The following is a 26,073-nucleotide window of genomic DNA, read 5'->3' as shown; positions in this document are numbered from 1 at the left end:
GATGCGAACCTTCATAGCGTCCCGGCTGGCCGCGACCGCGGCGATCCTGGTCGCACTGACCGCGGTGATGTTCGTGCTGCAGAAGATCTCACCGCTGGATCCGATCAAGGCCCAGATGGGCGCGCAGGCGTCGGCATCGGCGGTGGCTGCCCGTCGCGAGGCACTCGGTCTCAACGACCCGATCACCACCCAGTTCTGGCACTACCTCACCGCAGCGGTACGTGGTGATCTCGGAACGTCCTACCGCACACGGCATCCGGTGGCATCCGATCTGGGGTCGTTCTTCCCGGCCACCCTGGAACTCGCGCTCTACGGAATGGGTGTCGCACTGCTGCTGGCCGTGCTGCTGGCCTTCAGCACCACCCTGAAGTGGCGCGGTTCGGCAGTGTTGCGCGCCGTCCTGTTCACCGGTGCCTCGGCGCCGATGTTCCTGCTCGGCATTGTCGGGCTGATCGTCTTCTACCAGAAGCTCGGCTGGGTCCCGGCCAACGGTCGCACCGGGATCAGCAATCCCCCTACCGGGCCGACGGGCCTGCTCACCGTCGACGGCCTGCTGGCCGGCCGGCTGGACGTGGTCTTCGATGCCCTCCACCACCTGATCCTGCCCGCATTCGTGATCGCACTCGGTCCGGCCGTGGCGATCGGCCGGGTGCTGCGCTCGAGCCTGTTGACCGACATGGACAGCGACTACGCCCGCACCGCGCGGGCCAAGGGATTGCCGGAGAGCCGGATCGTGGCCGGGCACGTGCTGCGTAACTGTGTCGGATCGGCATTGTCGATGACGGGCCTGCAGGTGGGCCTGATGTTCTCCGGTGTCCTGGTCGTCGAGCAGGTGTTCGGCTGGCCGGGGATCGGCCAGTACATCGCCCAGAGCATCCCGGTCGCCGACTTCCCGGCCATCGCGGGCGTGACCCTGATGCTCGGCGCGCTCTATGTGTTCATCAATACGGCCGTGGACCTGCTCCAGGCCGCCGCAGACCCCCGTATCGCAGTGACAGGAGGATAGGTGCCGAAACAACCACTGATAGTGGGCAATCCGGTCTTGGTCGTCGTCGATATGCAAGAGAGCGGCGATATGCCCGTCGAGGAGGTGGGCATCCCGCACATGGCCGGATATGCCGACCGCATCGACCGGGCGCGGCAACTGATCGCCGCCGCGCGCGCCGCGACCATCCCGATTGTGTTCTTCCAGGAAGTTCATCGCGCGAACGGCATCGACTTCGGCCGCGAACTCGACGGTGTCGAGGGACCGCACTGCATCGACGGTCGGCCGGGCACCCCGCTGCACCCCGAGCTGTTGCCCGATTTCAACGGCCCCAATCACGAATTCCATATCGTCAAGCGCCGTTACTCCGGCTTCATCGGAACCGAGTTCGAGATCGTGCTGTCCGGTCTGAAGGCCGACACACTGATCCTGATCGGCGGGTTGACCGACGTGTGCGTGCACTACACCTTCGCCGACGCCCACCAGCGTGACTTCCACGTGCGGGTGGTCTCCGATTGTGTCGGCGGCTCATCGGAGTACCGCCACGAAGCCGCGCTGGATGCCATGGAATACCTGCAGACCGGCGCGGTGCGCACCACCGACGAAATCCTCGACGCTTTTACCGGATGTCGCCGCCAGAGCGGCTCCGGCACCTCTTTGACCACCCCGGTACTCGAAGGAGCCGCCCGATGAAGAAACTGAGCACGCTGGTCGCGATCGGCGCGACCGCAGCGCTGGCCCTCACCGCTTGTGGCGGATCGAATTCCGGTGGCAGCAGCACACCGAACGCGGCCCCGACCGACAAGGTGCTGCATCTGTCGTTCCTGCAGGATCCGGGCCAGCCGCCGGATCCGGACATCTACTACGCCGGCCAGGGTCTGATCCTGACCACCAATACCTACGAGGGCCTGCTGCAGTACAAGGCCGGCACCGACAAGGCCGAGCTGCAGCCGCTGCTCGCCACCGAGTGGACGGCCTCGCCCGACAACAAGGTGTTCACCTTCAAGCTGCGTGAGGGCGTCAAGTTCCACGACGGCACCCCGTTCACCTCGGCGGCCGTCAAGGCCTCGTTCGACCGGCGGGCAGCGGTGAACCAGGGTCCCGCCTACATGGTCTCCGACGTGGATTCGGTGACCACACAGGGTGATTACGGTGTCACCATCACCCTCAAGGCGCCGAACTCGGCGTTCCTGGACTACCTGGCTTGCCCCTATGGTCCGCGGATGCTCAGCCCGGAAGGCCTGCAGAAGAACGCGGGCACTGACCACGCGCAGGGCTACCTGACTACCCATGATCTGGGTACCGGGCCCTTCACCCTGACCGCGGCCGAAGTGGGCTCCAAATACGAACTCACCTCCTTCCCGGACTACTGGGGCACCAAGCCCTACTTCGAGAAGGTCGAGCTCCCGGTGATCACCGACGTCTCGGCACAGCAGCTCCAGTTCAACAATGGCCAGCTGGCCGCGATCCTGCATGACCTGCCGTCCTCGGCGGTGCAGTCCTACCTCGACAACAAGTCGTTCGCGAACTACTCGCTGCCGACCATGATGTCGAACTTCGTCTACATCAACCCCAAAAAGGGCATGATGACCGACGCCAAGAACCGCAACGCGGTGATGCAGGCCATCGACGTCGACGAATTGGTCAAGCAGACCTACTTCGGCCGCGGCAAGAAGGCCGACCAGGTCTACCCGGCCAACATGATGGCCCCCGAGTTTGGCAAGCAGTCGGTGACCCACGATCCGTCGGTGCTGAGCGGGATCGCCGCAAGCCTGCCGGCCGACCAGAAGTCGGTCACCATCGGTTATGACTCGAGCAACCCGGACAACCAGCTGATCAGCAACCTGATCCAGACTCAGTTGGCCGCAGCGGGATTGAACGCCAAGGTTCAGGCCTACCCCACATCGGAGATCTACGGCTGGGTGGGCACGGACGGCCAATCCGCACCGGAGATCATGACCTACCTCGGGTGGCCGGACGCCCCGTCGCCCTACACCTGGGGCCACATCTCCTGGGATGCCGACGGCGGCCTGAACTTCTTCGGCTGCTCGGCGCCGGCGGTCACCGCGGCATTGGCCAAGGGTCTGCCCACCGGTGACGACGCCGACTTCTCCACGGCCGGTGAGGAAGCCGTCAAGACGGGCTGCTGGCTCAACGTCGCCAACGTCAACGACTTCATGGTCGCGCAGCCGTGGCTGAAGGGCGTCGAGCAGGCTCACGTGGTGACCGACCCGAACACGCTGCGGCTGTCCGCACTGTCGGTCGGGTAGGTCGATGACGTCGGGACAGGGCGTGACGAAGACCGGGGTTCGCCGGATAGTGCTGCTGACACTGGGCTGGGAGGAGCTGCCCAAATCGGTGTCGGTGTACGGGGCGCCGCCGGAGTTGCGGATGCGGGAGCCGGTGCCGGGTGTGCTGTTGCAGACCGACGGCGGCTGGGTGTTGCTCGACACCGGCTTCAACACCGCGCTGATCAGGGACCCGGCGCTGTACCGGCGGTTCTTCCCGACCGTCGAGTACGTCCCGGTGCTGCCGGGTCCTGGCGAACCGATCGAGGAGTCGTTGCACGACATCGGTGTCGACATCGACGACATCCACGTCGTCGCGCTCTCCCACCTGCACCACGACCATTCCGGCGGGCTCAAGCTGTTCGCCGGCAAGGTTCCGGTGCATGCCCAGCGCCGGGAGCTGGAGTACGGCCTGTCCAATCACCCTGAGCCGGAACGCAATGCGATCAATCGCATCGATTTCGACGATCCCCGCATCGACTGGGTGCTGGCCGACGGTGACGCCGAGATCGCGCCCGGCATCACCGCGGTGCCGACCTACGGACACACACCGGGGCACCAGAGCTTCGTCGTGGAGCTCGACCAGTCGGTGGGGGGTGGCGGATTCGTGTTCGCCTTCGATGCCGCCGATCTGACCGAGAACATCGAGCACGAGTTGCCGATCGGCGGGTTCATCGACGTCGACCCGGCCGACACGGTCGAGCCGATCCGGCGGCTCAAGAAGCTGGCTGCCGACAAGGGCTATGAACTGGTGCCCGGTCATGATCCGCACGTCTGGCCCCAGCTGACCCACCGGTTCGAGGAACGCTTCGGGCCGGTGCGTCCGAGGTGAGCATGGTCGACCACGTGATCCGCGCCCGGCGCGCGGTGATCGGCGGGGGCGTCCGTGCGGCCTCGATCGGCCTGCAGGGCGGCGTGATTCACACCATCGGGGAATTCGACGAGCCTTTCCCGGCGGCCGAGGAGACCGTGCTCGGATCCGAACTCGTGCTGCTACCCGGCCTGGTCGACACGCACGTGCACATCGACGATCCCGGTACCGACTGGGAAGGGTTCGCCAGTGCCACCGCGGCAGCGCTGGCCGGTGGTATCACCACCGTGGTGGATATGCCGTTGGACTGCGACCCGGTGACCACGACGGCGGCCGCCCTGGACGTCAAACGGTCGGCCGCCGAGGGGGCGTGCCGGGTCGACGTGGGCTTCTGGGGTGGCGTGGTGCCGGCGAACGTGACGTCGTTGGCCGCACTGGCCGGGGCCGGGGTGCTCGGGTTCAAGTGCTTCCTGTCCGAGTCGGGCAATCCGAACTTCCCGCCGCTGGGCGCCGATGAATTCGCTACCGCGATGAGTGTTGTCGCCGAACTGGACTCGGTGATGCTGGTGCATGCCGAAAGTGCCCGGGTGCTGGCCGGCTGTGTACCGCCTGCAGGCCGTGGCTACCGGCAGTTCCTGCAGTCGCGGCCGGACGACGTCGAACTCGACGCGGTGCGCATGGTGCTCGACACCGTCGCCGCTACCGGTGCCCGAGCCCACATCGTCCACGTCTCCAGTGCCGCCGTGCTGCCACTTCTCGCAGCGGCCAAGCGTTCTGGCCTACCGGTGAGCGCCGAAACCTGCCCCCATTACCTGAGTTTCGCTGCCGAGGACGTACCCGACGGTGGCACCGTCTTCGCGGCCTGCCCACCCATCCGGGCCGAGGAGAACCGGCGGCTGCTGTGGCAAGGGCTGGCCGAGGACACACTGGACATGGTGGTGTCCGACCACTCGCCCTGCGCACCGGAACTCAAGGATCTCGACGGCGGGGATTTCGGCCGCGCATTCGGCGGTATCAGCTCCTTGCAGATCGCATTGCCCGCTGTGTGGACCCAGGCCGCCGCACTCGGGTTCGGGCTCGCCGATGTGTGCCGGTGGATGGCGCAGGCACCCGCCGCGCTGGCCGGTCTGGCCGATCGCGGGGCGATCACGCCGGGGCGGCGCGCCGACTTCTGTGCGTTCGAGCCTGACGCGCGCTGGGTGGTGCACGCCGACGACTTGCTCCACCGGCACCCGATCACGCCGTACGACGGCGCCACGCTGACCGGTGCGGTCCGTCAGGTGTGGCGCGGCGGTCGCGTGGCCGAGACCAAGAGCCGTGGTGATCTGCTGTCGGCGACCGGGGGAGTGCGGGCGTGAAAATCCTTGTCCTGAACCCGAATACCTCGACGTCGATGTCCGCCGAGATCGCCGCCGCAGCACGTGCCGCCGCGGCACCCGGAACCGAGATCGGCATTGCGGAGCCGGCATTCGGATCGGTGGCCATCGACTCCGCCGCCGAAAGCTACCTGTCGGCCGTCGGGGTGATGGATGTCGTGGCCACCGCGCTGGCCGAGGGCACCTTTGACGCCGACGCGGTGGTGCTGGCCGGATTCGGGGAACACGGCAAGGACGCGCTGCAGGAGATGCTGGACGTTCCCGTCCTCGATATCGCCGAATCCGCCGCCCACGTCGCCCTCCTCATCGGTAGGCGGTTCTCGGTGGTGACCACGCTGGCCCGTTCCATCGCACCTATCGAGGACCGGCTGCTGCTGGCGGGCCTGGCCGCGCACTGCGCCTCGGTGCGGGCCTGCGGTCTGGGCACCGCCGAGGTGGACGCCGACCCCGACGGTGCGGTCGCTGCGATCGTCGCCGAGGCCGCCCGCGCGGTGCGCGAGGACGGCGCCGATGTCATCTGCCTGGGCTGCGCCGGGATGGCCGGAGTCACCGAGGCCATTTCGGCCACGGTGGGGGTGCCCTGCGTGGACGGGGTGGCCGCCGCGGTCGGTCTGGCCCAGATGCTGGTCGGCCTCGGTCTGTCCACGAGCAAAGCCGGCGTCTACGCGGCGGGACCGGACAATCCACGGTCGCACTGGCCGATGAGCGCAGCGTTGGGACTCCGATGAACATCGATTTCAGTGCGGCACTGGATCTGGCATCACGAGCTGTCGGAGGCAGTGTCGTTGCGGCCAGCGATGAGTCGTTCGGGTTCAAGGAGAACCTGATCGAGCCCGCCGAACCGAACTTCGTGCCAGGCACCTTCGACCTGCGTGGTGAGGTGGTCGACGGCTGGGAGACCCGTCGGCACGCCGCGGCGGGGGACTGGGTGATCATCCGGCTCGGGGTGCCGGGCCGGCTGTGTACCGTCGACGTCGACACCCGGTTCTTCACCGGCAACCATCCCACCGGTGCCAGCGTCTACGGCGCATCGCTGGACCCCGGGGAAGACCCGTGCAGCAGCACGTCCTGGCGACTGCTCGCCCCGGCCGTCGTGCTCAAAGCCGATGCACACAACCTGATTTCAGTCAACGATCCGCGGCGGTACACCCATCTGAAGCTGGTCATCGACTCCGACGGCGGGGTCGCGCGGTTGCGCGCCCACGGCGAACCGATCCCGGACCCGAGGTTGTGGTCGGGCGTCACCGTCGAGGTGTCCGGCGCTGAGCAGGGCGGCCGGGTGGAGCATTGCAGCGACACGTTCTACTCCGATCCCAGAGCCCTGATCGCCGGTGGCCGGCCGGTGAACATGGGTGCCGGCTGGGAGGCCCGGCGCAGGCGCGACATCGGGCCCGACACCCATGACGCCGTGACGATCTCGTTCCTGGTTCCCACCCACCTGGACCGCATCGAGATCGATACCTCGTACTACGTGTTCAACGCCTCTCGGGAAGTCTGCATCATGGGCACGCGGGACCGGCCGAGCCAGTGCCGGCCCTACTGGTCACTGCCATTCGACGAGACCGTGCTACCGCGCACGGTGCTGCTGCCGGATGCCCGGAGAGTCTTCGTCGTCGACGCCGCCGACATCACCGCGATCCGGGTTGCGGCTTACCCCGACGGCGGGCTTGCGCGGGTGCGGGCCCTGGGCCGGCCGACCCAGACCGGCATGGCCGAACTGCAGCGACTGTGGGACGAGGCGCTGTGACACCGCAGGTTTCGCAGTGTCGTGGGCTGTGGCGGCGCACCCTGCTGATCGACACCGACGGCTCGCGGGACACCACGACGCAGGTGCTGTGGCTGCAGGGCGTGTCGGCGTTCGTCGACCTGCGGGGCCCCGGCGCGGGGTTCGCCGGCCGGCTCTCCCAACGCGACGACATCTTCGAATGGACCAGGACCATCGACCTGCAACCGGCCGGGCCGCCCGATGCCGGCCGGATGAGCTGGGAGGGTGACACCCTGGTCGAGGTCGGCGTCCATGCCGACTACATCGAGCACTGGCAGCGCGAAACCGAACCGCTCGAACCGTGCTGGGGCTTGCTGATGTCGGGCCCCGACGACGCGGTGGCCATCCTGGTGCGGGTCGGGGGCCGATTCGGCTGGGCCGTGAAAAGTCCTGCCCGCGACGAGATTTCGCTGGGTGTGGTGAACGGCACCGATTGGCTCATCACCGACTCCGCCCACTCCGGGCGGGTGGGTATGGCACTGCTACCCCGGCTGGTGTCGGGGCAGCTGCGAGTCGACGACGACTTCGCCTGGGCTGTGGAAGAACAAGAAGGAAGCGTGACACTGTGAGTGCGACGACGTCATTTCAATCGATACCTGTCATCGACATCAGCGGACTACGGTCGGCCGACCCTGCCGAGCGTGACCGGGTGGCCGCCGAACTGGGCGCGGCGGCGGGGGAGGTGGGTTTCTTCTACATCTCCGGAACCGGAATCGATGAGGGCCTCTTCGAGCGGATGCTGGCCGCCACCAAAGAGTTCTTCGCCCTGCCCATGGCCGAGAAGATGAAGTCCTACATCGGCCTGTCCAGCTGCCACCGCGGATATGTGCCGGTCGGCGAGGAGGGACTCTACGGCGACAAGACCGACCTCAAAGAGGCCTTCGACACCGCGCTGGATCTTCCCGCCGACGACCCGGACCACCTGGCGGGCAACCCGATGCTGGGGCCCAACGTCTGGCCGGATCTTCCCGGCTTCGCCGGTGCGGTCACCGACTACTATCAGGCCATCCTCGGTGTGGGCCGGGATCTGTTGGGCGCGTTCGCCATTGCACTGGGTGAGGACCCCGACACGTTCACCAGGTTCGCCACCAAGACGCCCAGCCAGCTACGGCTGATCTACTACCCGCACAACCCCGAGGCCCAGGATGTGCAGGGCATCGGAGCGCACACCGATTACGAGTGCTTCACCCTGCTCAAGCCGACAGCGCCGGGCCTCGAGGTGCTCAACGGCGACGGGGAGTGGATCGACGCACCGCCCATCCCGGGCACCTACGTCGTCAACGTCGGCGACCTGCTGGAGCTGTGGACCAACGGTGCGTTCGTGGCGACCTCGCACCGGGTGCGAAAGGTCAAGGAGGAGCGTTACTCCTTCCCGCTGTTCTTCAACGTCGACTACCACACCGTCGTCCGACCGCTGCCCCAGTTCGAATCCGCCGGCGGGCCCGTCCGCACACCCCTGGTGGCCGGCGAGCACCTGTTCGCCCAGACCGCGCAGACGTTCGCCTATCTGCGTACCCGGCTGGAATCCGGCGACCTCGTGCTGCCTGAAGGTTCGCTGGAAACCGGCACCTTCGGGCAGCAGGCCCTGCAGTCGCGTCTCTGACGGTCCCGCGGTGCGCTAGCATCCGCACTACAGCGACTGAGCTAGCAGATCGGGGGTCCGCCGGTGGGGCGGTTGTCGGACACTCTTTCATCCAAACGGGTCCGGTCGCTGGGCTTCCAATCCAAGTTGTTGCTGATGCTGCTCACCGTCAGCGTGGTGTCGGTACTCGTGGCGGGCCTGATCGGCTATCTGTCGGGTACGAATTCGCTGCGTAGCGCCGAGTACCAGCGACTGACGCAGCTGCGGGAGTCGCGGGCTCGTGAGATCACGGCGTTCTACGACGGCATCATCAACGCGGCGACGGTGCTGACCCACAGCTCAGCGGCGATCAGCGCGGTCAAGGATTTCGGCGCCGCCTTCGACGAGTTGCAGAAGGCGCCATTGCCGCCGGGTGCGCAGGCCGCCGTCGGCGCCTACTACACGAATGTGTTCGGTCCCGAACTGGCCAAGGGCACCGGCCGCACCGCGGACCCCCAGCTCTACCAGCCGACCTCGAACGCGCAGACCTACCTGCAGGCGTTGTACACCGTGCCGGCCAAGGGCGACTTCGATGTTGCCGCGGCGATGCTCAGCGCAGGCGATCCGAGCGCGTGGTCTGCTGCCGACGCCCGGTATCAACCGTTCTTCGCCGACTTCGCCAAGCGTTTCGGGTTCAACGACGTCCTGCTGCTCGACACCAGCGGCACCGTCGTCTACACCGCCTACAAGGGCGTCGATCTCGGCGCCAACGTGCTCACCGGGACCTATCAGACGACAGCCCTCGCCGAGGCCTACCGCAAGACCATGCGGTCGACGTCCGTCGACGACGTGGTGATGACCGACTTCCAGGAATATGCGCCGGCCTACGGCGTCCCCACGCCGTGGGTGCTGACCCCCGTCGGTGATTCTGGCGGTATCCACGGGGTACTGGCCCTGCAGCTCGAACCATCCGAGATCAACAAGGTCATGACGGGCTCGGGCAAGTGGCAGGCCGACGGGCTCGGCGAATCCGGGGAGACCTACCTGGCCGGCCCGGACAAGCTGATGCGGTCGGTGTCGCGCATGCTGATCGCCGACCCGCAGAAGTTTCGGGAACTGGTCGTGGAGCACGGTACGCCGCCCGAGGTCGCCGACCGGGAGGTCAAGACCCGCGACAGCATCCTGCTGCAGCCGGTGGACACCGAACCGGTCAACGCGGCATTGGCCGGGAAGTCCGGTGTCATGACGGCCACCAGCTATCTCGGCACCGACACGCTGTCCGCCTACGCGCCGGTGGAGATCCCGGGCCTCGACTGGGTGATCGTGGCCAAGATCGACAGGTCCGAGGCACTGGCTCCGGTCACCACGTTCGCCCGCAACATCGCGCTGTCGACTGCGGCGATCGTGCTCATCGTCTCGCTGCTCTCACTGCTCTTCAGCCGCATTCTGACCCGCCCGATCAAAAGGATGTCCACCGCGGTACGCCGGGTTGCCGCCGGCGATCTGGGCATCAGCGTGCCGGTGACCGCGCAGGACGAGATCGGCGAGCTGGCTTCGGCATTCAACGACATGAGCACCAGCCTGCAGACCAAGCAGCACCTCATCGAGGAACAACGCCGGGAGAACGACGAGCTCCTGGCGACGTTGATGCCCGAACCGGTGGCCAAGCGCTACCGGGAGGGTGAGGAGAACATCAGCACCCATTACCGCGACGTCTCGGTCATCTACGCACAGATACTCGGTTTCGACGAGTTCTCCCGTTCGATGCCCAGCGAGGACTCGGTGGCCATCCTCAATTCGCTCGTGGAGGCGTTCGACGAGGCCGCCGAGCGTAACGGCGTCGAACAGGTGCGCAGCATGCAGGACAACGGCCTGCTGGCGACCTGTGGCTTGGTGGTACCCCGAGTCGACCACGCGAGCCGCACCATCGCCTTCGCCAAAGAGGTGACCGAGATCGTGGCGCGCTTCAACGACCAGCACGACGCCCGCCTGGCCATCCGGGCCGGGATCGACAGCGGGCCGGTGACCAGTGGGCTGCTGGGACAGCGCTCGAAGATCTACGCGCTGTGGGGTGAAGCCGTCGATCTGGCCAACCGGGTGCATTCGGCCACCAAGGCGCCCGGCATCTTCGTGAGCAACCGGGTGCATGAAGCCGTCGTCGGCATCTACACGTTCTCCGATGCCGGCACGGTCACCGGAGCCAATGGCACCGAGCCGGTGTGGCGGCTCGACGCGGGATCCCGGCAGCCGGCATGAGCGGCGTCACCGGGCAGTCCTGGTTCTGGCCGGCGCTGAGCATCGTCGTCGGACTTCCGCTGGCCCTACTGCTGCTCAACGAGCTGCACGGATACCTGACCAGGCGCGACAGCACCTACGCCAAACCGGTTGCGCTGCTGCGAAACTGGGTGCTTCCCGCCTGTGCCGTCTATCTGCTGATCTCGCAGCTCGAGCATGCCGACACCCACGCCACCTGGTCGAAGATCGCGGCCACCGTGTTCGGCTTCCTCATCATGCTGATGCTGTTGTCCGGTGCCAACGCCGCCCTCTTCGGCGAGGCCAGGGCCGGCAGCTGGCGCGAGCGTCTGCCCGGGATCTTCATCGACCTCGGTCGGCTGGTGCTGATCATCCTCGGCATCGCCCTGCTGCTGTCGTGGGTGTGGGGCGCCAACATCGGCGGCTTGATCGCCGCCGTGGGCGTGACGTCGATCGTCATCGGTCTGGCCGTCCAGACGGCTGTCGGCCCGGTCATCGCCGGGCTGCTGCTGCTGTTCGAACAGCCCTTCCGCATCGGCGACTGGCTGGACACCTCGGCAGCCAAAGGCCGCGTGGTGGAGGTCAACTGGCGAGCGGTCCACATCGACACCGGCAACGGCATCCAGATCGTGCCGAACGCGATGCTGGCCACCGGCTCCTTCACCAACCTCAGCCGCGTCCAGGGCGCGGCGTTCCAGGCCAGTGCTGTGCTGAGCTTCGGTGCCGGTGACCAGCCGGGTGAGGTGACAGCGGCCCTGCTGTCGGTGGCCAATGGTCTGCCGACCCGGCTGTTGACGGTGCCGCCCAAAGTGGTTCCGCAGGGCGAGGGAAAGTACAAGGTACTGGTGCCGGTCGCTTCACCCGCCGACGAATCGCGTACCAAAAGCCTTCTGCTGCATCGGGCCTGGTATGCCGCACAACGTGGCGGATTGCACCTCGACGGCGTCGCTGCGAAACCCAAGGCCACCGCGGCCTATGTCGACGCCCAGCTGCAGCGCATCGCCGCCAACCTGGGCCTGGCTCCGGACGTGGTGGCGGTGATGGCCCGGCACGCCCGCCGGCTGCTCTACGCCGAAGGTGAGCTGATCCAGCCGGTCAACAGCACCCCGGAGGCGGTGGGCTTCATCACGGCGGGATCGGTGCGGTTGTTCGTGAGCGCCCCGGACGGAACGGAACTGGCCCTGGGTCGCCTCGGCGTTGGCGATTACATCGGCGAGACGTCGCTGACCCGGCAGCGGATGTTGACCGGCGTGGTCGCGCTGACCGACACCACCCTGGTGACGGTGCACCGCGACGCGATGAACGCTGTGGTGCACGACAATCCGCGATTGGCGCGCCAGATCGGTGAAGCCATCGAGATGCGCCGCAAGGCCGCCAAAGACGCGCTTGGCCAGGCGGCGGAGGCACTGCGCTGACTCAGCGCAGCCGTCGCGCCGGGTGGGTCTCGATTGCGTCGATGGTCAACCGGCGCCGCGCCAGTAGCCACCCGGCGGACGTGCGAACGTAGTCGTCGTCGTAGCGCAGGTACCAGACCAGGTCGGTGATGGTGTCCTCGCGCCGGTTCCAATGGTGTGCCGTCGCAGCCACCCGCCCGCGGGCGGTGCCGGAGATCGCTGTGGCGTCGTAGACCTCGGAATCCAGACTGTGGTGGGTGCGCCCCACTTGGGTTACCGACTGCAGTGCGCGGCGAATGCCGTCGGTGCCGCGGTGTGACTGCACCGGCGTCAGCACCTCGGGTGGGTTGGGGAGCACCAATTCGGCGGCCGCCGTGAACAATTGGGCGACCACCTCGACCGCGGCGTCATCGATACCGGCCGCATACCGGTGGACCAGATCCGACAGGGCCAGCCGGTCGGCCACCGCCAGGCTCACCTCAGACCCAGCCGCTGCGCACAGGCCGAGACCTGATCCTTGGCTTCGGCCAGGTCGCTGCCGGGTGGCATCGCCAGCACCAACCGATCGGCGCCGGCCTCGGCCAGCCGCCCCGCCCTCTCGAGGTCGACCTTGGTCACCAGATGCCCCAGGGACAGTTCGAGATCGTCGGGGTTGCGGCCGGCGTCCCGCGCCGCTGACCGCATGTCGCCGACCAGTGTGGCGAGCTTGTCGCCAGTCACCCCCAGGGGCTGCACACCGTCTCCGAGCCGGCCGGCCCGGCGCGCCGCAGCCCGGCTGTGGCCACCGATGTGGATCGGAACGCTTTGGCCGGCAGCAGGTTTCGGATAGCATGTCGCCGCGTCGAAATCGAAGAATTCGCCATGGTGGCTGACCCCGTCCGGGTTGTCGGCCCACAGCGCGCGCAGTACTTCGATCTGCTCGTCGGCACGGCGGCCCCGGCTGTCGAAGTCGACACCGCAGGCCTGAACCTCCTCGCGCAGCCAGCCCACCCCGACGCACAACCGCAACCGGCCACCGGACAGGGCGTCGACGGTGGCGGCCCGCTTGGCCAGCACCACCGGATGGTGGTTGGGCAGCACCAGCACACCGGTGGCCAGTCCCAGCGTGGTGGTCTGGCCCGCCAGGAAGGCCAGCAGATCCAACGGGTCCGGCACCGGACAGTCCGCCGCCAGTTCGACGCGGCCGCTCGGGTCATATGGGTAGACGCTGTCGTAGCGGGTCATGAGCACGGTGTGCTCGACGACGACGATCGACTCGAAACCGCAGCCTTCCAGGTGCCGGGCGAACTCCGAGATCCACACCGGATCGGCGGTGACCCCGGCGCCGACGGGCGCCACGACGGCGAACTTCACACCGTGGAGGCTAACCGCGCAGATCGGCCGGACCCTCGGACAGTCCCACCAGATGAGGCTGGACCATCAGCCGATCCAGGAACACCACCTGGCCCTTGAGCAGCTTGCGGCGGGCCGAGGCGACCGGCAGCCAGGCGACCCGGTCGAGCTCGGGGAACTCCTGCAGGCGTCCCGAGCCGCGGGGCCACTCCAGGGTGAAGGTGTTGCTGCGGGCCGCCGCGATGTCCAGGTCGGCGCCCACGGCGAACACCGTGAGCACCTTGCCGCTGGGCTGCTTGACCGGGTCGAACGACATCGGTTCGCCCGCGGGCAGTGCCATCCCCAGTTCTTCGGCGAATTCGCGGCGCGCGGCCACCCAGGGATCCTCGTCCGGCTCGTACTCACCCTTGGGGATTGTCCAGGCACCGTCGTCCTTGCGGGCCCAGAACGGGCCGCCGGGATGGCCGACGAGGACCTCGACGACGTCGCCGCAGACCCGGTACAACAGCACCCCGGCACTGAACTTCGGCACCCGGGCAGCCTAGTCGGGCAGCGGCTCGATCGACTGCCGCAGGGCGTCGGCCAGTGCCGCGGCCCGCGGATCGGTCAGCACGTCCTCGAGCAGCAGGGTAGTGCCGTGCGAATCGGTGAGCGGCACCCGCCAGTTCGGATACTCGTTGGTGGTTCCTGGCTGATTCTGGGTGCGCTTGTCCCCGACGGCGTCGGTGAGTGCCAACGCCAGCAGCCGTGAGGGTGTGCGGCCGAGGTAGCGGTACAGGCCGGTGATGACGTTCTCCTCGTCGGCGTCGGCGCCGAGCAGACCGACCCGGCGCAATTCGGCCAGCCAGCCGGCCTGCTCCGCGCGATCGTCGGCCAGCTCCTCCTCGGCGGGCCTGGTGAGCAACCCCAGTTCGTGGCGGAGCCGGACGTGTTCTCCGGCAAGGTAACCCGCAGTCGGAGGCAGGTCATGGGTGGTGACCGAGGACAGGCACAACTCGCGCCAGCGTTCGGCCTGCAGCGGGCCGCCACCACCGTCGCGGTCCAATTCGAACCACAGGATCGAGGTGCCCAGGATGCCGCGCGCGCGCAGGTAGTCGCGCACCCAGGGTTCGACCGTGCCCAGATCCTCACCGACGACCACCGCCCCGGCCCGGTGGGCCTCCAGCGCCACGATGCCGATCATCGCGTCGTGGTTGTACCGCACATAGGTGCCCTGGGTGGGGGCTGCGCCGTCGGGGATCCACCACAGCCGGAACAGTCCGATGATGTGATCGATCCGGACTCCGCCGGCGTGCCGTAGGATCGCCGCGATCAGAGCCCGGAAGGGTTGGTAGCCAAGCTCTTCGAGCCGGTCCGGTCGCCACGGTGGCTGCGACCAGTTCTGGCCCAGCTGGTTGAACTCGTCGGGCGGGGCACCGGCGGTCGCGCCGAGCGCCAGGACGTCCTGCAGCGACCAGGCGTCGGCCCCGTCCGGGTGCACGCCCACGGCCAGGTCGTGCATGATGCCCAGCGGCATCCCGGTACGCACCGCCTGGGATTGCGCGCCGGCGAGTTGGTCGTCGAGTTGCCACTGCAGCCAGCGGTGGAAATCGACAGCGCGCCCATGCCGTTCGACGAACTCGGCGACCTCGGGGCTACCCGGATGTTGCAGACCGGCCGGCCAGTCATGCCAGCTGCCGCCGTACTTCTCGGCCAGCGCACACCAGGTGGCGAAGTCGTCCAGCGCCTGGCCTTCGCGTTGCCGGTACGCCTGGAACGCGAGCTCGCGGCCGGCCGACCGCGGGACCCGGTAGACCAGCTTGAGGGCGGCGCGTTTGGCGGTCCAGATCGCGTCGCGGTCGATGCCGTCGAGCTTGGCGGCCCGGGACTGGATACCCGCGCGCAGTTTCCACACCCGCTTGCGGCCGGGCAGGTAGGCGAATTCGGGAATGTTCTCGACCCGCAGATACAGCGGGTTGGCGAACCGACGCGAGGTCGGCAGATACGGCGAAGGCTCCATCGGCGCCGTGGGTGCGGCGGCGTGCAGCGGGTTGACCAGGACGTACCCGGCGCCGTGGCGGGCACCTGCCCACACCGCGAGGTCGGTGAGGTCGGCCAGATCACCGATGCCCCAGGAGTTCTTCGACCGCACGCTGTAGAGCTGGGTGGCCAGGCCCCAGGTGCGCCGCGACCCGAGCCGCGGCGGCAGCCCCAGCCATGCCGGGGTGATGATGAGCGCAGTGCTGGTCTCGCGGCCGCCCGAACTCAGGTGCACGCTGTGGTAGCCCAGCGGCAGATCGGGTGGCAACACGAACGTCGCCTCGCCGACCAGCCGTCCATCCAGGTCGAACGGCGGGGTGAAGTTGTCGGCCTGGCGTACCCCGGACCGCACGGTCCCGTCCTCCAGGCGCACCCAGACATGGGCGGGCTCGCCGTGGCTGACGTGCACCCAGAACGACGTCTCGGCGTCGGCCCGGCCCACGATCGTCGGCGGAAGATCGCGCGACCAATACTGCCGATCATGCTCGGAAAGTGCTGCAGCACAGCTCTCTTCGGTCGTCGCATCGACGCCGAGAGCGGCCAGCACGGCGACCAGGGTGGCCCGCTCGACGGGGACGTAGCGGCCGGTCCAGTCGTGATAGTCGGTGGCCACGCCGAACCGGCGGGCGAGTTCGGACAGCGACGCATCCAGCTGTGTCATGGCTGTCATCTTGCTCGGTCGCCGGCGATCATGCGCAGTACGGCGGATCGCCCGCGCCTGCGGTACCGTCGCGCCACGTGGGCAGCCAGCGACCGGACATCCGCGATCGGCGTGCGCGGTTGGCTGTCGCCGCGCTGTTCGGAACCAACGGAGCGTTCTTCGCCAACCTGCTGCCGCGCTATCCGGAGATCAAGTCCGACCTCGGCCTGAGCAACACCGCCTTCGGCATTGCCGTCGCGGCGTTCTCGGCCGGCGCACTGCTCAGCGGACCGTGGGCCCCGATGCTCATCCGCCGGTTCCGCTCGTCGGCGGTCGCGGTGGCGGGCAGCGTGCTACTCGGGGTGTTCGTGTTGGCCGCCGGGCTGGCGCCCTCGGCTGTGACGCTGGCCGCGGCGCTGTTCTGTGCGGGCGCGGCCGACGCGGTGGTCGACGTGGCGCAGAACGTGCACGGGTTGCGGGTGCAGCGCAACTATGGGCGGTTCATCATCAACTCGCTGCACGCCGTGTGGTCGATGGGCGCGGTGCTGGGCGGATTGATGGGTGCCGGGTCGATCTATCTGGGCATTCCTCGCGCCGTACAGCTGTCGGTGTCCGGCGTGCTGTTCAGTGCGACGTGTCTGATCGGCTATCGATTCCTGCTGCCGGGCCACGACCACGCCCCCGCTGAATCCGGTGAACACTCCGCCGCTGCGGGCTCGCGGCGGTCGCTGTATCTGGTGCTGGCGGCGCTGGTCGGCATCGCGATCGCCGGTTCGGTGATCGAGGACGCCGGAAACTCGTGGGCGTCGCTGTATCTGCGGGACTGGCTGGGCGCTCCCGCGGCACTGGCCGCGCTGGGGTTCGTGGCCGTCGTCGGCTTCCAGTTCGTCGGCCGTCTGCTGGGCGACCGGATGGTGGACCGGTTCGGGCAGCGCGCCGTCGTCCGGTGCGGCGGCACGCTGATCGCCGTCGGCATGGGCGCGGCGCTGGCCGTCCCGACAGTGCCCGGAACGCTCGCCGGGTTCGCCGCTGCCGGATTCGGTTCGGCCACCATGATTCCCGCGGCGTTCCATGCTGCCGACGAAGTGCCCGGCCTGCGGGCGGGCACCGGGGTGACGGTGCTCAGCTGGCTGATGCGGGTGGGCTTTTTGACCGCGCCGGTCGTGGTGGGGTCGATCGCCGACGCGGCGGGGCTGCGGGCAGGCCTGGTGATCGTGCCGGTGGCCGGGGTCGCGGCGGTTCTGCTGGCCCGGGTGCTCAGCCCACCGACCCGCTCAGCTCGATCGTGAGCACACCGGCGATGATCAGCACAATGCCGCCCAGCATCACCGGCGTCAGTGGCTCGGCGAACACCGCGCGGGCGATCACCGCCACCAACGCCACCCCGGCGGCCGACCACACGCCGTAGGCAATCCCGACCGGCATACCCTGCGCCAGGGTCACCCCCAGGAGGGTGAACGCCACCACGTAGCCGACGACTACGGGGACGATCCATTTCTTGTTGCGAAAGCCTTGGGACGCGCGCAGTGACAATGTGGCGAACACCTCGACCAGAATCGCCCCGGCCAGCGTCAGCCACATCATCCGGTGCCGCCGTCGGTGTGCCGCGATCCCAGTTCGACCATCAGCACCCCGCCGATGATCAGTGCGATACCCGCGATGATCGGCGTGGTGAACGGGTCGCCGAAGATGACCGTGGCCGTCACCGCGGTGATGGCGGTGCCCAGCGCGCCCCAGATCCCGTAGGCCACGCCGACCGGCATACCGGCCCGCAACACCATGGCGAGCAGGACGAACGAGGCGAGGTAGCCCACCACCACGACCAGCAGCCAGGCCTTCTGGTCCACCGACGCGCGCAGCGAGAGGGTCGCGGTGACCTCGATGCTGATGGCGCCCAGCAGCAGAACCCACTTGCGCACCCGCGGCACCTCCGTCTGCTCGCTGCTCCGCGCCGAGTCGCCGGTGCCAACGCCCGGCGGCGGTCCGGGAGTGAGCAGCCCGGCCAGGATAGCCGTCGTGTGAGCAGCCCAACGTCGCACACAGCGACCACCGCTATTACTCGTCGGTAACGTGGTGAGGTGGTGAGGTGGTGAGGAGAGCGATGACTACCGAAGTGGTGCAGACCGGCTACGGGCCGGTCCGAGGAAGCGACGACGGCCGGGTGCGGATCTGGAAGGGTCTGCGGTACGCCGCCGCGCCTGTCGGTGACCTGCGCTGGCGGGCGCCGCAGCCGCCAGAGCCCTGGACCGAGGTCGCGGATGCAACCGCATTCGGGCCGGTCAGCCCGCAGCCGCGCAGCCCGATCCCGATGGGACTGGGCACTCGGGCCGACGAAGACTGCCTGTTCCTCAACGTCTGGGCGCCGTCGGACTCTTCGGGCGGACCCAAACCGGTGATGGTGTGGGTACACGGCGGGGCCTATATCTTCGGCTCCGGCAGCCAACCGCTCTATGACGGCGCCACCCTGGCCGCGGGTTCGGACGTGGTGGTGGTCACGATCAACTATCGCCTCGGCGTTCTAGGATTCGTCGACTTCTCCTCGTTCGACCCGCGTTTCGACAGCAACGTCGCGTTGCGGGATGTGCTGGCCGCATTGCGCTGGGTGCGCGACAACATCGCCGGATTCGGGGGAGACCCCGATCGGGTGACCCTGTTCGGCGAGTCGGCGGGTGCGGGCATCGTCACGACCCTGCTCGCGGTGCCCGAGGCCGCGGGACTGTTCTCCCGGGCGATCGCGCAGAGCTCGCCGGCCACGTCGGTGTACGACAGCAGCCGCGCCCGCGCGGTCGCCCAACTGGTGCTCGACCGGCTGGGCATGACCGCGCAGGAGGCCCATGCCGCACCGGTGCAGGCCCTGGTCGACGCCTCCGCACAGGTCTTCGACCATGTCCCCACCGCCACCCCGGGCCGGCTGGCGTTCGCTCCCACCGTCGACGGCGACCTGGTTCCGGACTATCCGGTGACACTGGCCCGGGCCGGGCGGACCCATCCGGTGCCCCTGCTGATCGGCACGAACAAGGACGAAGCCGCCCTGTTCCGGTTCATGCGCTCGCCCCTGATGCCGATCGCCCCCAAGACAATTCGCACCATGTTCGAGGAGATCGCCGACGACCAGCCGAGCCTGCAACTGCCGACCTATGAACAGATCGGCTCGGTCTACCGGGGCCGACGGGCCCGCACCCGCAGCCTGGGAATGGCCAGCGACGTCGGGTTCCGGATGCCTACCGTCTGGTTCGCCGAGGGGCACAGCACGGTGGCTCCGGTCTACCTGTACCGGTTCGATTGGGCGACACCGATTTTCAAGTTGATCCGGTTGGGTGCCGCGCACGCCACCGAGCTGATCTACGTATGGGGCAACCTGGTGTCCGGCTCGCGCGACGTCACCTTCAAACTGGGCGGACTCAAGACGGGGGAGGCGTTGTCGGCGCGGATGCGGGCCCGCTGGGCCAGCTTCGCCGCGACCGCCGAACCGGCGGGCCTGCCCGGCGAACCGCACTGGGCGCCCTACCGCGCCGACGAGCGTGCCACGCTGGTGATCGACGCGCAGGACCGGGTGGTCGACGACCTCGACGGCAGGATCCGCGCGACGTGGGGCGATCAGGTGCTCAGCTTTCGCTAGCCCGCGGCTACACTCGCGCGGGGAGGTGTCAGGGTGGACCGAATCGGGGAGTTGGTGTCGGTTCTGCCGTCACAGCTGCGCGAGCCGGTGTTGTTCGCGATCCCGTTCTTCCTGCTGCTGCTGACCATCGAGTGGACGGCGGCCCGCAAACTCGAACGACTCGAGGGCGACGCCGAACCCGGCCGGCCGGCCGCAGGTGGCTATCTGACCCGCGATGCCTGGACGTCGATCTCGATGGGGCTGGTGTCGGTAGCCACGATGGGAGCCTGGAAGTTCCTGGCGCTGCTGGGCTATGCCGCGCTGTACGCCTACGTCGCGCCATGGCACCTGTCGCCGAGCGCGTGGTACACGTGGGTCGTCGCGATCGTCGGGGTGGACATCCTGTACTACGCCTACCACCGCATCGCCCACCGCGTCCGGCTGATCTGGGCCACCCATCAGGCCCATCACTCCAGCATCTACTACAACTTCGCCACCGCGCTGCGCCAGAAGTGGAACAACAGCGGCGAGATCATCATGTGGATTCCGTTGCCGCTGTTGGGTGTTCCGCCGTGGATGGTGTTCACCGGGTTCTCGATCAGCCTGATCTACCAGTTCTGGATCCACACCGAGCGGATCGGCACCCTGCCCCGGCCGATCGAGTTCGTCTTCAACACCCCGTCGCACCACCGGGTGCATCACGGGATGGACGCCGAGTACCTGGACAAGAACTACGGCGGCATCCTGATCATCTGGGACCGGTTGTTCGGTACGTTCCAGCCCGAAACCTTCCGCCCGCACTACGGTTTGACCAAACCGGTGAACACCTACAACCTCCTGACCCTGCAGACCCGCGAATACGTGGCCATCGCCCACGACGTTCGCGCCGCGTCCCGCTGGCGCGACCGGTTCGGCTACGTGTTGGGTCCGCCGGGCTGGAAACCTGCCACCGGATAGCCGGCGTCGAAAAGGATGCCGAGAAGGATGGAGCCCATGGAGGTCAAGGAAGTCCTGCTGCCGGGCGTCGGTCTGCGCTACGAATTCGACAACCGTGATGGTGCCCGAATCGGCGTGATCGCCCGCCGCTCAGGCGATTTCGAAGTCGTGGTCTATGCCGCCGATGATCCCGACCAGGCTCGACCAGTGTTCCGGTTGACCGACGAGGAAGCTGACGCGCTGGCCCAGATCCTGGGCGCGCCGCGCATGGTGGAACGCTTCGCCGATCTGACCAAGGAAGTGCCCGGCCTGGATGCCGGGCAGGTCGCGGTCGGTGCTGCCTCCCCCTTCGTCGACCGTGCGCTCGGTGAGACCAGGGCGCGTACCCGCACCGGTGCCTCCATCGTCGCGATCGTGCGTGACGACGACGTGCTGGCGTCGCCGGGACCCCAGGAGGTGCTGCGCGCGCACGACGTGCTGGTGGTGATCGGCACCGAGGAAGGTATCGGCAGGGTTCGGCACATCGTCGACCAGGGCTGACCTCATGGCTGTGTCGGTGGCGCTGCTCCTCGAACTCGGCGTCATCCTCACGGTGCTCACCGTTCTGGGCACCCTGGCCCGCCGGTTCGCGCTCTCACCCATCCCGTTGTATCTGCTGGCCGGGCTGGCGCTGGGCAACGGCGGCATCGCCCCGGTACCCGCGGCGGGCGAGTTCGTCTCCACCGGTGCGACGATCGGCGTGGTGTTGCTGCTGCTCACCCTCGGCCTGGAGTTCTCCATCGCCGAGTTCGCCGCCAGCATGCGTCACCACCTGCCGTCGGCCGGCGTGGACCTCGTCCTCAACGCCACCCCGGGTGCCATCGCCGGCGTGCTGCTCGGGCTGGACGCCGTCGGCATCCTGGCGATGGCCGGCATCACCTTCATCTCGTCATCCGGCGTGATCGCCCGGCTGCTCAACGATCTGCGCCGGCTCGGCAACCGCGAGACGCCGGCGGTGCTGTCGGTGTTGGTGCTCGAGGATTTCGCGATGGCGGCCTACCTGCCTCTGCTCGCGGTCCTGGCCGCCGGCGGCGGCTGGTGGGAGGCGCTGCTGTGGATGGTGGTGGCCCTGGTTGCACTCGGTGGGGCGTTCACCGCGTCGTACCGCTGGGGGCACCACGTCGGCAGGCTCATCGCCCACCCCGACGACGAACAACTGCTGCTGCGCATCCTCGGGCTGACGCTGATCGTGGCGGCACTGGCCGAACACCTGCACGCCTCGGCCGCCGTCGGCGCGTTCCTGGTTGGACTGACGCTGACCGGCGACACCGCCCAGCGCGCGCGCACCGTGCTGGGCCCATTGCGCGATCTGTTCGCCGCGGTGTTCTTCCTGGCGATCGGATTCGCGGTGGACCCCGCCGACCTGGTGCCGATGTTGCCTGCGGCCATCGCGCTGGCCGTCGTCACTGCGGCGACGAAAGTGCTCACCGGCGCCTACGCGGCCCGCCGTGACGGCGTCGCCCGGCCGGGCCAGATTCGCGCCGGTACGGCGCTGATCGCGCGCGGTGAGTTCTCCCTGGTGATCATCGGGCTGGCCGGCACCACGGTGGCCGCGATCGGCCCGATCGCCACGCCGTACGTGTTTGTTCTGGCCATCCTCGGACCGCTGCTGACCCGGTTCGCTAAGTAGTCGGCGGCCTACGTGGCACCATGGCCTGGTGCAGACCGTTTTTGACCGCCCCGTCGATCCCGAACTGATCGCTCGCTCACTGGGCTCGGCAGCTTTCGGGTCGATGTGGCTGGACATGCCCCGGCCCGACTACCCGGCCCTGCCCGGCGAGATCAGTTGTGACCTGCTGGTGGTCGGTGGTGGCTACGCCGGACTGTGGAGCGCGCTGCACGCGGTCGAACGCAACCCCGGTGCGCGGGTGGTCCTGATCGAGGCCGAACGCATCGGCTGGGCGGCCTCCGGACGCAACGGCGGCTTCGTCGAGGCCAGCATCACCCACGGCGCCGAGAACGGAAAGTCGCGCTGGCCGGACGAATTCGAGCGACTCGAGGAACTCGGGCTGGCCAACCTCGACGGGATGCAGGCCGATATCGACAGCTACGGCATGAAGGTGGACTGGGAGCGCACCGGCATGCTGTCGGTGGCCACCGAGGCACACCAGGTCCAGTGGCTCGAGGAAGCGGCCGCCGAGGGTCACGGCAGCTTCCTGGACGAGGCCGCGGTGCGTGCCGAGGTGGCCTCGCCCACCTATCGCGCCGGGTTGCTGGCCGCCGACACCTGCGCGATCGTGCATCCCGCCCGGCTGGTGTTCGAACTTGCCCGCGCCGCCACCGAGCACGGTGTGCAGATCTTCGAGCACACCCCGGCGGTCTCGGTGGACCGCGAGCAGTCCTCGGTGCGGGTCACCACCCGTGGCGGCGTGATCACCGCGGACCAGGTTGTGTTGGCCACCAACGTCTTTCCGAGCCTGCTGCGTCGCAACCGGCTCTACACCGTTCCGGTGTACGACTACGTGCTGGCGACCGAACCGCTGACCGACGAGCAGCTGGACCGCATCGGCTGGCGCTCACGCCCGGGGATCGGCGACAGCTCCAACCAATTCCACTACTACCGGCTCTCGGCCGACAACCGCATCGTGTGGGGCGGTTACGACGCCGTCTACCACTACGGCCGCCGGGTGGACCCGATGTACGAGGACCGGCCCGAGACCTATCGCAAGCTGGCCGCGCACTTCTTCATCACCTTCCCGCAACTCGACGATGTCCGGTTCACTCATCGCTGGGCCGGTGCGATCGACACCAACACCCGGTTCTGTGCGCACTGGGGGTTGGCCGGCCGCGGACGCATTGCCTACGTCAACGGGTTCACCGGTCTCGGGGTGGGTGCCGCCCGCTTCGCCGCCGACGTCTGCCTGGACCTGCTGAGCGGTCGCCCGACGGAGCGCACCGAGTTGGAGATGGTCAACCGCAAGCCGCTGCCGTTCCCGCCGGAACCGCTGGCGAGCATCGGGATTCAGGCCACCCGGTGGTCGCTGGACCGGGCCGACCACAACGCGGGGAAGCGCAATGTCTTCCTGCGCACCCTGGACCGGTTCGGGCTCGGGTTCGATTCCTAGACGTTGCCACTGGCCGATGTCGGCAACCGTTTGCTGTGTGTTTCCGTCGTATTGATCACAACACGACAATTCGCTCGACTGACTCAGTAGGCTTCCTACGCGCGCCCGAGAAGAGGGCGTCTTACAGGAGGAAAGTTCGTGGGAGACACACTTACCGAAGGACAGAAGCTGGGCAAGGGCGATTCGCTCACCTCGCCCAACGGGGCCTACACCCTGACCCTGCAGGAGGACGGCAACCTGGTGCTCGCCGCTCGCGGCGAGGCAGTCTGGGCGACCGGCACCAACGGTCAGGACGTGGTCCGCGCCGAGGTTCAGACCGACGGCAACTTCGTGCTCTACACCGCCGACAAGCCGGTGTGGCACACCGACACCAAGGGCAAGAAGAGCGTCAAGCTGGTGCTGCAGGACGACCGCAACGTCGTGCTCTACGCCGCTGACGGTCCGGCCTGGTCGTCGCGCACCGAGACCGATGCCCCGCCGCCGGAGGCCCCCGAGGCCGAGGTCGTGGAGATCGCGCCGGTGGCTGTCGAGGAGCCCATCGCCGAGCCCACGCCGCCTGCTCCGGAGCCCCGCACCTACACCGTGGTCGAGGGCGACACCCTGTGGGCCATCGCCGAGCGGTTCTACGGTGACGGCAACCGTTACCCGGAGATCGCCGCGGCCAGCGGGATCGCCAACCCTGACCTGATCAACGTCGGGCAGGTCGTCACCATCCCCTGATCGGGATTCCTGCGGGAACGACGCGGGTACGCAATAGTGCGTTGGTAACGATTGGCGGCTGACGCCGATACACAGTCGACACACTATTGCGACCGCGTCGTTGACGGGTCGCCGACGGATCGGGGTGTAAGGTGGCCCGCTTAGCTCTTCGGTACGCACTGGCTGCGGTTGCGGCCGCAGCGCTGTGCTCGACGGTGGCTCCGGTGGCACAGGCCGATCCCGGTGTCGTGGTGTCCCCGGGCATGGAGATTCACCAGGACAGCAATGTCTGCACCCTTGGTTACGTCGACCCGGTTGCGCGGATCGCTTTCTCCGCCGGGCACTGTCGAGGCAGCGGGCCGGTCACCGACAAGGACGGCCGATTCATCGGCATGGTTTCGACCTTCCAGGACAACACCCCGGACGGTTCGGTGGTCCGGACCGATGAGGTGATCACCGACTACGAGATCATCGGGTTGGGCGCCGACGTCGTGGTCAACAACATTCTTCCCGGCGGCCGCCAACTGGTCGCCGACCCCGCGCCCGCCATGACCGCCGGCCAGCCGGTCTGCCACTTCGGTGTGATCACCGGTGAGAGCTGCGGAAACATCGAGCGGGTCAACAACGGCTGGTTCACCATGACCAACGGAGTGGTCAGCAAGAAGGGCGACTCCGGCGGCCCGGTCTACATGCCTGTCGACAACAACAAGGCCGTCCTCATCGGGCTGTTCAACAGCACCTGGGGAGCGTTGCCCGCGGCGGTGTCGTGGCAGGCCACCGGGCAGCACGTGCGCCAGGACGTCGGCGGCGTGGTCAGCGTCGCGTCCCAGCAGCAGCAGCCCTAGGCCGACCCGAGGGCGAACGCCGGGATCAGCGGCGCGGCCGCCCGCAGTTCATCGGGCGTGGACGTCGGCGTCAACCCGGCGATGTGTCCTTTGACCTCCCAATACCAGCGGTCCAGATAACGCTGCAACAGCGGCGGCTTCGCGGCATCGGCGACCTCGCTCACCGGTACCGTCCGGCGCCGCCACCGAGGGCCGACCTCCACTGCACCCGCCACCCTGGCATTGCGCACCCACTGGGTGGTGCCGCGCGGAGAGATGACGTAGTCGACGCCGTCGACCCGCAAGACGTTGACCACGACACCGCGCATGACGCCGCTGGTCCGGCCGCGGACCCGCAGCGCGCGGCTGCCGGCGACGCTGATGCCGAGTTCGGCGAGATGGCGGATGGCGGCGTTGAAGCTACGGGCGGCGGTCCCGGGCCGGTCGTAGTGAAGGGTCATCGGATCTCCTGATTCTAGAAATGTGAG

At 68.1% G+C, this 26,073-nt stretch carries 26 protein-coding genes; 19 read left to right on the top strand and 7 right to left on the bottom strand.

Features of this window, described 5'->3' with window-relative positions; translation table 11 throughout:
• The first annotated feature begins 1 nt into the window (after position 1).
• The 11 genes from G6N35_RS07730 (at position 2) to G6N35_RS07680 (ending at position 12,454) form a co-directional block, all read left to right on the top strand.
• The gene (locus tag G6N35_RS07730) at positions 2 to 1,006 is read left to right on the top strand and encodes an ABC transporter permease (protein ID WP_163803727.1); all 1,005 of its coding nucleotides are present in this window, start codon (positions 2 to 4) and stop codon (positions 1,004 to 1,006) included.
• The gene (locus G6N35_RS07725) at positions 1,007 to 1,678 is read left to right on the top strand and encodes a cysteine hydrolase family protein (protein WP_163803726.1); all 672 of its coding nucleotides are present in this window, start codon (positions 1,007 to 1,009) and stop codon (positions 1,676 to 1,678) included. It begins immediately after the preceding gene.
• Positions 1,675 to 3,255: an ABC transporter substrate-binding protein gene (locus G6N35_RS07720; RefSeq protein WP_163803725.1), complete on the top strand. Its 1,581-nt coding sequence runs from the start codon at positions 1,675 to 1,677 to the stop codon at positions 3,253 to 3,255. The genes G6N35_RS07725 and G6N35_RS07720 overlap by 4 nt, the downstream gene beginning before the upstream one ends.
• 4 nt (positions 3,256 to 3,259) lie before the next feature.
• A complete protein-coding gene (locus tag G6N35_RS07715) occupies positions 3,260 to 4,105 on the top strand; it encodes an N-acyl homoserine lactonase family protein (RefSeq protein WP_163803724.1) in 846 nt (281 codons plus the stop codon).
• A gap of 2 nt (positions 4,106 to 4,107) precedes the next feature.
• Positions 4,108 to 5,442, top strand: a complete 1,335-nt coding sequence (gene allB, locus G6N35_RS07710; protein WP_163803723.1) for an allantoinase AllB — start codon at positions 4,108 to 4,110, stop codon at positions 5,440 to 5,442.
• Positions 5,439 to 6,188 (top strand): aspartate/glutamate racemase family protein, encoded by a 750-nt coding sequence (locus G6N35_RS07705; RefSeq protein ID WP_163803722.1) that lies wholly within the window; start codon positions 5,439 to 5,441, stop codon positions 6,186 to 6,188. Before allB ends, G6N35_RS07705 begins: the two co-directional genes overlap by 4 nt.
• On the top strand, positions 6,185 to 7,207 hold the full coding sequence (locus tag G6N35_RS07700; protein WP_163803721.1) for an allantoicase: 1,023 nt from the start codon (positions 6,185 to 6,187) through the stop codon (positions 7,205 to 7,207). Before G6N35_RS07705 ends, G6N35_RS07700 begins: the two co-directional genes overlap by 4 nt.
• The gene (locus G6N35_RS07695; protein WP_163803720.1) at positions 7,204 to 7,794 is read left to right on the top strand and encodes a hypothetical protein; all 591 of its coding nucleotides are present in this window, start codon (positions 7,204 to 7,206) and stop codon (positions 7,792 to 7,794) included. The genes G6N35_RS07700 and G6N35_RS07695 overlap by 4 nt, the downstream gene beginning before the upstream one ends.
• Positions 7,791 to 8,828, top strand: coding sequence for an isopenicillin N synthase family dioxygenase (locus G6N35_RS07690; RefSeq protein ID WP_163803719.1), 1,038 nt, complete (start codon positions 7,791 to 7,793; stop codon positions 8,826 to 8,828). The genes G6N35_RS07695 and G6N35_RS07690 overlap by 4 nt, the downstream gene beginning before the upstream one ends.
• 135 nt (positions 8,829 to 8,963) lie before the next feature.
• Positions 8,964 to 11,042, top strand: a complete 2,079-nt coding sequence (locus G6N35_RS07685) for an adenylate/guanylate cyclase domain-containing protein (RefSeq protein WP_163803718.1) — start codon at positions 8,964 to 8,966, stop codon at positions 11,040 to 11,042.
• A complete protein-coding gene (locus tag G6N35_RS07680) occupies positions 11,039 to 12,454 on the top strand; it encodes a mechanosensitive ion channel family protein (RefSeq protein WP_163803717.1) in 1,416 nt (471 codons plus the stop codon). Before G6N35_RS07685 ends, G6N35_RS07680 begins: the two co-directional genes overlap by 4 nt.
• Before the next feature lies 1 nt (position 12,455).
• On the opposite strand, the gene G6N35_RS07675 is transcribed toward G6N35_RS07680, so the two are convergent.
• Genes G6N35_RS07675 through malQ form a run of 4 tightly spaced genes read right to left on the bottom strand, consistent with a single transcriptional unit; the run spans position 12,456 to position 16,445 of the window.
• Positions 12,456 to 12,911: a nuclear transport factor 2 family protein gene (locus G6N35_RS07675; RefSeq protein ID WP_163803716.1), complete on the bottom strand. Its 456-nt coding sequence runs from the start codon at positions 12,909 to 12,911 to the stop codon at positions 12,456 to 12,458.
• A complete protein-coding gene (locus G6N35_RS07670; protein WP_163803715.1) occupies positions 12,908 to 13,786 on the bottom strand; it encodes an LLM class F420-dependent oxidoreductase in 879 nt (292 codons plus the stop codon). The genes G6N35_RS07675 and G6N35_RS07670 overlap by 4 nt, the downstream gene beginning before the upstream one ends.
• Positions 13,787 to 13,796: 10 nt before the next feature.
• The gene (locus G6N35_RS07665; protein ID WP_163803714.1) at positions 13,797 to 14,297 is read right to left on the bottom strand and encodes an NUDIX hydrolase; all 501 of its coding nucleotides are present in this window, start codon (positions 14,295 to 14,297) and stop codon (positions 13,797 to 13,799) included.
• A gap of 9 nt (positions 14,298 to 14,306) precedes the next feature.
• Complete coding sequence (gene malQ / locus G6N35_RS07660; protein ID WP_163803713.1) at positions 14,307 to 16,445, bottom strand: 4-alpha-glucanotransferase; 2,139 nt, start codon at positions 16,443 to 16,445, stop codon at positions 14,307 to 14,309.
• 77 nt (positions 16,446 to 16,522) lie between these two features.
• Between malQ and G6N35_RS07655 the strand changes: the two genes are divergently transcribed.
• On the top strand, positions 16,523 to 17,713 hold the full coding sequence (locus G6N35_RS07655; protein WP_163803712.1) for an MFS transporter: 1,191 nt from the start codon (positions 16,523 to 16,525) through the stop codon (positions 17,711 to 17,713).
• Here G6N35_RS07655 and G6N35_RS07650 read toward each other — a convergent pair.
• Together G6N35_RS07650 and G6N35_RS07645 are read right to left on the bottom strand one after the other, a co-directional pair.
• Complete coding sequence (locus G6N35_RS07650) at positions 17,682 to 18,005, bottom strand: DMT family transporter (protein WP_163807539.1); 324 nt, start codon at positions 18,003 to 18,005, stop codon at positions 17,682 to 17,684. The two genes, G6N35_RS07655 and G6N35_RS07650, sit on opposite strands and share 32 nt — an antisense overlap.
• Positions 18,005 to 18,343: a DMT family transporter gene (locus G6N35_RS07645; RefSeq protein ID WP_163803711.1), complete on the bottom strand. Its 339-nt coding sequence runs from the start codon at positions 18,341 to 18,343 to the stop codon at positions 18,005 to 18,007. Before G6N35_RS07645 ends, G6N35_RS07650 begins: the two co-directional genes overlap by 1 nt.
• Positions 18,344 to 18,525: 182 nt before the next feature.
• Here G6N35_RS07645 and G6N35_RS07640 point away from each other — a divergent pair, with 182 nt between their 5' ends.
• From G6N35_RS07640 to G6N35_RS07610, 7 genes are all read left to right on the top strand, one after another.
• Complete coding sequence (locus G6N35_RS07640; RefSeq protein WP_163803710.1) at positions 18,526 to 20,043, top strand: carboxylesterase/lipase family protein; 1,518 nt, start codon at positions 18,526 to 18,528, stop codon at positions 20,041 to 20,043.
• Positions 20,044 to 20,076: 33 nt separating this feature from the next.
• Positions 20,077 to 20,979 (top strand): sterol desaturase family protein, encoded by a 903-nt coding sequence (locus tag G6N35_RS07635; protein WP_163803709.1) that lies wholly within the window; start codon positions 20,077 to 20,079, stop codon positions 20,977 to 20,979.
• Positions 20,980 to 21,015: 36 nt separating this feature from the next.
• Positions 21,016 to 21,498, top strand: coding sequence for a cation:proton antiporter regulatory subunit (locus G6N35_RS07630; RefSeq protein ID WP_179967327.1), 483 nt, complete (start codon positions 21,016 to 21,018; stop codon positions 21,496 to 21,498).
• A gap of 4 nt (positions 21,499 to 21,502) precedes the next feature.
• Positions 21,503 to 22,627, top strand: a complete 1,125-nt coding sequence (locus G6N35_RS07625; protein ID WP_163803707.1) for a cation:proton antiporter — start codon at positions 21,503 to 21,505, stop codon at positions 22,625 to 22,627.
• 28 nt (positions 22,628 to 22,655) lie between these two features.
• The gene (locus G6N35_RS07620) at positions 22,656 to 24,062 is read left to right on the top strand and encodes an NAD(P)/FAD-dependent oxidoreductase (protein WP_163803706.1); all 1,407 of its coding nucleotides are present in this window, start codon (positions 22,656 to 22,658) and stop codon (positions 24,060 to 24,062) included.
• Between the two features lie 138 nt (positions 24,063 to 24,200).
• A complete protein-coding gene (locus G6N35_RS07615) occupies positions 24,201 to 24,782 on the top strand; it encodes a LysM peptidoglycan-binding domain-containing protein (RefSeq protein ID WP_163803705.1) in 582 nt (193 codons plus the stop codon).
• Positions 24,783 to 24,913: 131 nt separating this feature from the next.
• Positions 24,914 to 25,606, top strand: a complete 693-nt coding sequence (locus G6N35_RS07610; protein WP_163803704.1) for an Rv1815 family serine proteinase — start codon at positions 24,914 to 24,916, stop codon at positions 25,604 to 25,606.
• Here G6N35_RS07610 and G6N35_RS07605 read toward each other — a convergent pair.
• Positions 25,603 to 26,046 carry a nitroreductase family deazaflavin-dependent oxidoreductase gene (locus tag G6N35_RS07605; protein WP_163803703.1) on the bottom strand — a complete coding sequence of 148 codons (444 nt, stop codon included), beginning with the start codon at positions 26,044 to 26,046 and terminating at the stop codon, positions 25,603 to 25,605. The two genes, G6N35_RS07610 and G6N35_RS07605, sit on opposite strands and share 4 nt — an antisense overlap.
• Positions 26,047 to 26,073 lie beyond the last annotated feature (27 nt).

The organism is Mycolicibacterium anyangense (genome assembly GCF_010731855.1).
In the GTDB taxonomy this organism is placed as follows: domain Bacteria; phylum Actinomycetota; class Actinomycetes; order Mycobacteriales; family Mycobacteriaceae; genus Mycobacterium; species Mycobacterium anyangense.
This window is presented reverse-complemented; position numbering and strand designations above follow the sequence as displayed.

What these genes read in the sequence shown, in the direction of transcription:
- G6N35_RS07730 (WP_163803727.1), top strand. Translation starts at nt 2, where the DNA reads ATGCGAACCTTCATAGCGTCCCGGCTGGCCGCGACCGCGGCGATCCTG.
- G6N35_RS07720 (WP_163803725.1), top strand. Translation starts at nt 1,675, where the DNA reads ATGAAGAAACTGAGCACGCTGGTCGCGATCGGCGCGACCGCAGCGCTG.
- G6N35_RS07715 (WP_163803724.1), top strand. Translation starts at nt 3,260, where the DNA reads ATGACGTCGGGACAGGGCGTGACGAAGACCGGGGTTCGCCGGATAGTG.
- allB (WP_163803723.1), top strand. Translation starts at nt 4,108, where the DNA reads ATGGTCGACCACGTGATCCGCGCCCGGCGCGCGGTGATCGGCGGGGGC.
- G6N35_RS07700 (WP_163803721.1), top strand. Translation starts at nt 6,185, where the DNA reads ATGAACATCGATTTCAGTGCGGCACTGGATCTGGCATCACGAGCTGTC.
- G6N35_RS07685 (WP_163803718.1), top strand. Translation starts at nt 8,964, where the DNA reads ATGCTGCTCACCGTCAGCGTGGTGTCGGTACTCGTGGCGGGCCTGATC.
- G6N35_RS07680 (WP_163803717.1), top strand. Translation starts at nt 11,039, where the DNA reads ATGAGCGGCGTCACCGGGCAGTCCTGGTTCTGGCCGGCGCTGAGCATC.
- malQ (WP_163803713.1), bottom strand. Translation starts at nt 16,445, where the DNA reads ATGACACAGCTGGATGCGTCGCTGTCCGAACTCGCCCGCCGGTTCGGC.
- G6N35_RS07650 (WP_163807539.1), bottom strand. Translation starts at nt 18,005, where the DNA reads ATGTGGCTGACGCTGGCCGGGGCGATTCTGGTCGAGGTGTTCGCCACA.
- G6N35_RS07640 (WP_163803710.1), top strand. Translation starts at nt 18,526, where the DNA reads ATGACTACCGAAGTGGTGCAGACCGGCTACGGGCCGGTCCGAGGAAGC.
- G6N35_RS07630 (WP_179967327.1), top strand. Translation starts at nt 21,016, where the DNA reads ATGGAGGTCAAGGAAGTCCTGCTGCCGGGCGTCGGTCTGCGCTACGAA.
- G6N35_RS07625 (WP_163803707.1), top strand. Translation starts at nt 21,503, where the DNA reads ATGGCTGTGTCGGTGGCGCTGCTCCTCGAACTCGGCGTCATCCTCACG.
- G6N35_RS07605 (WP_163803703.1), bottom strand. Translation starts at nt 26,046, where the DNA reads ATGACCCTTCACTACGACCGGCCCGGGACCGCCGCCCGTAGCTTCAAC.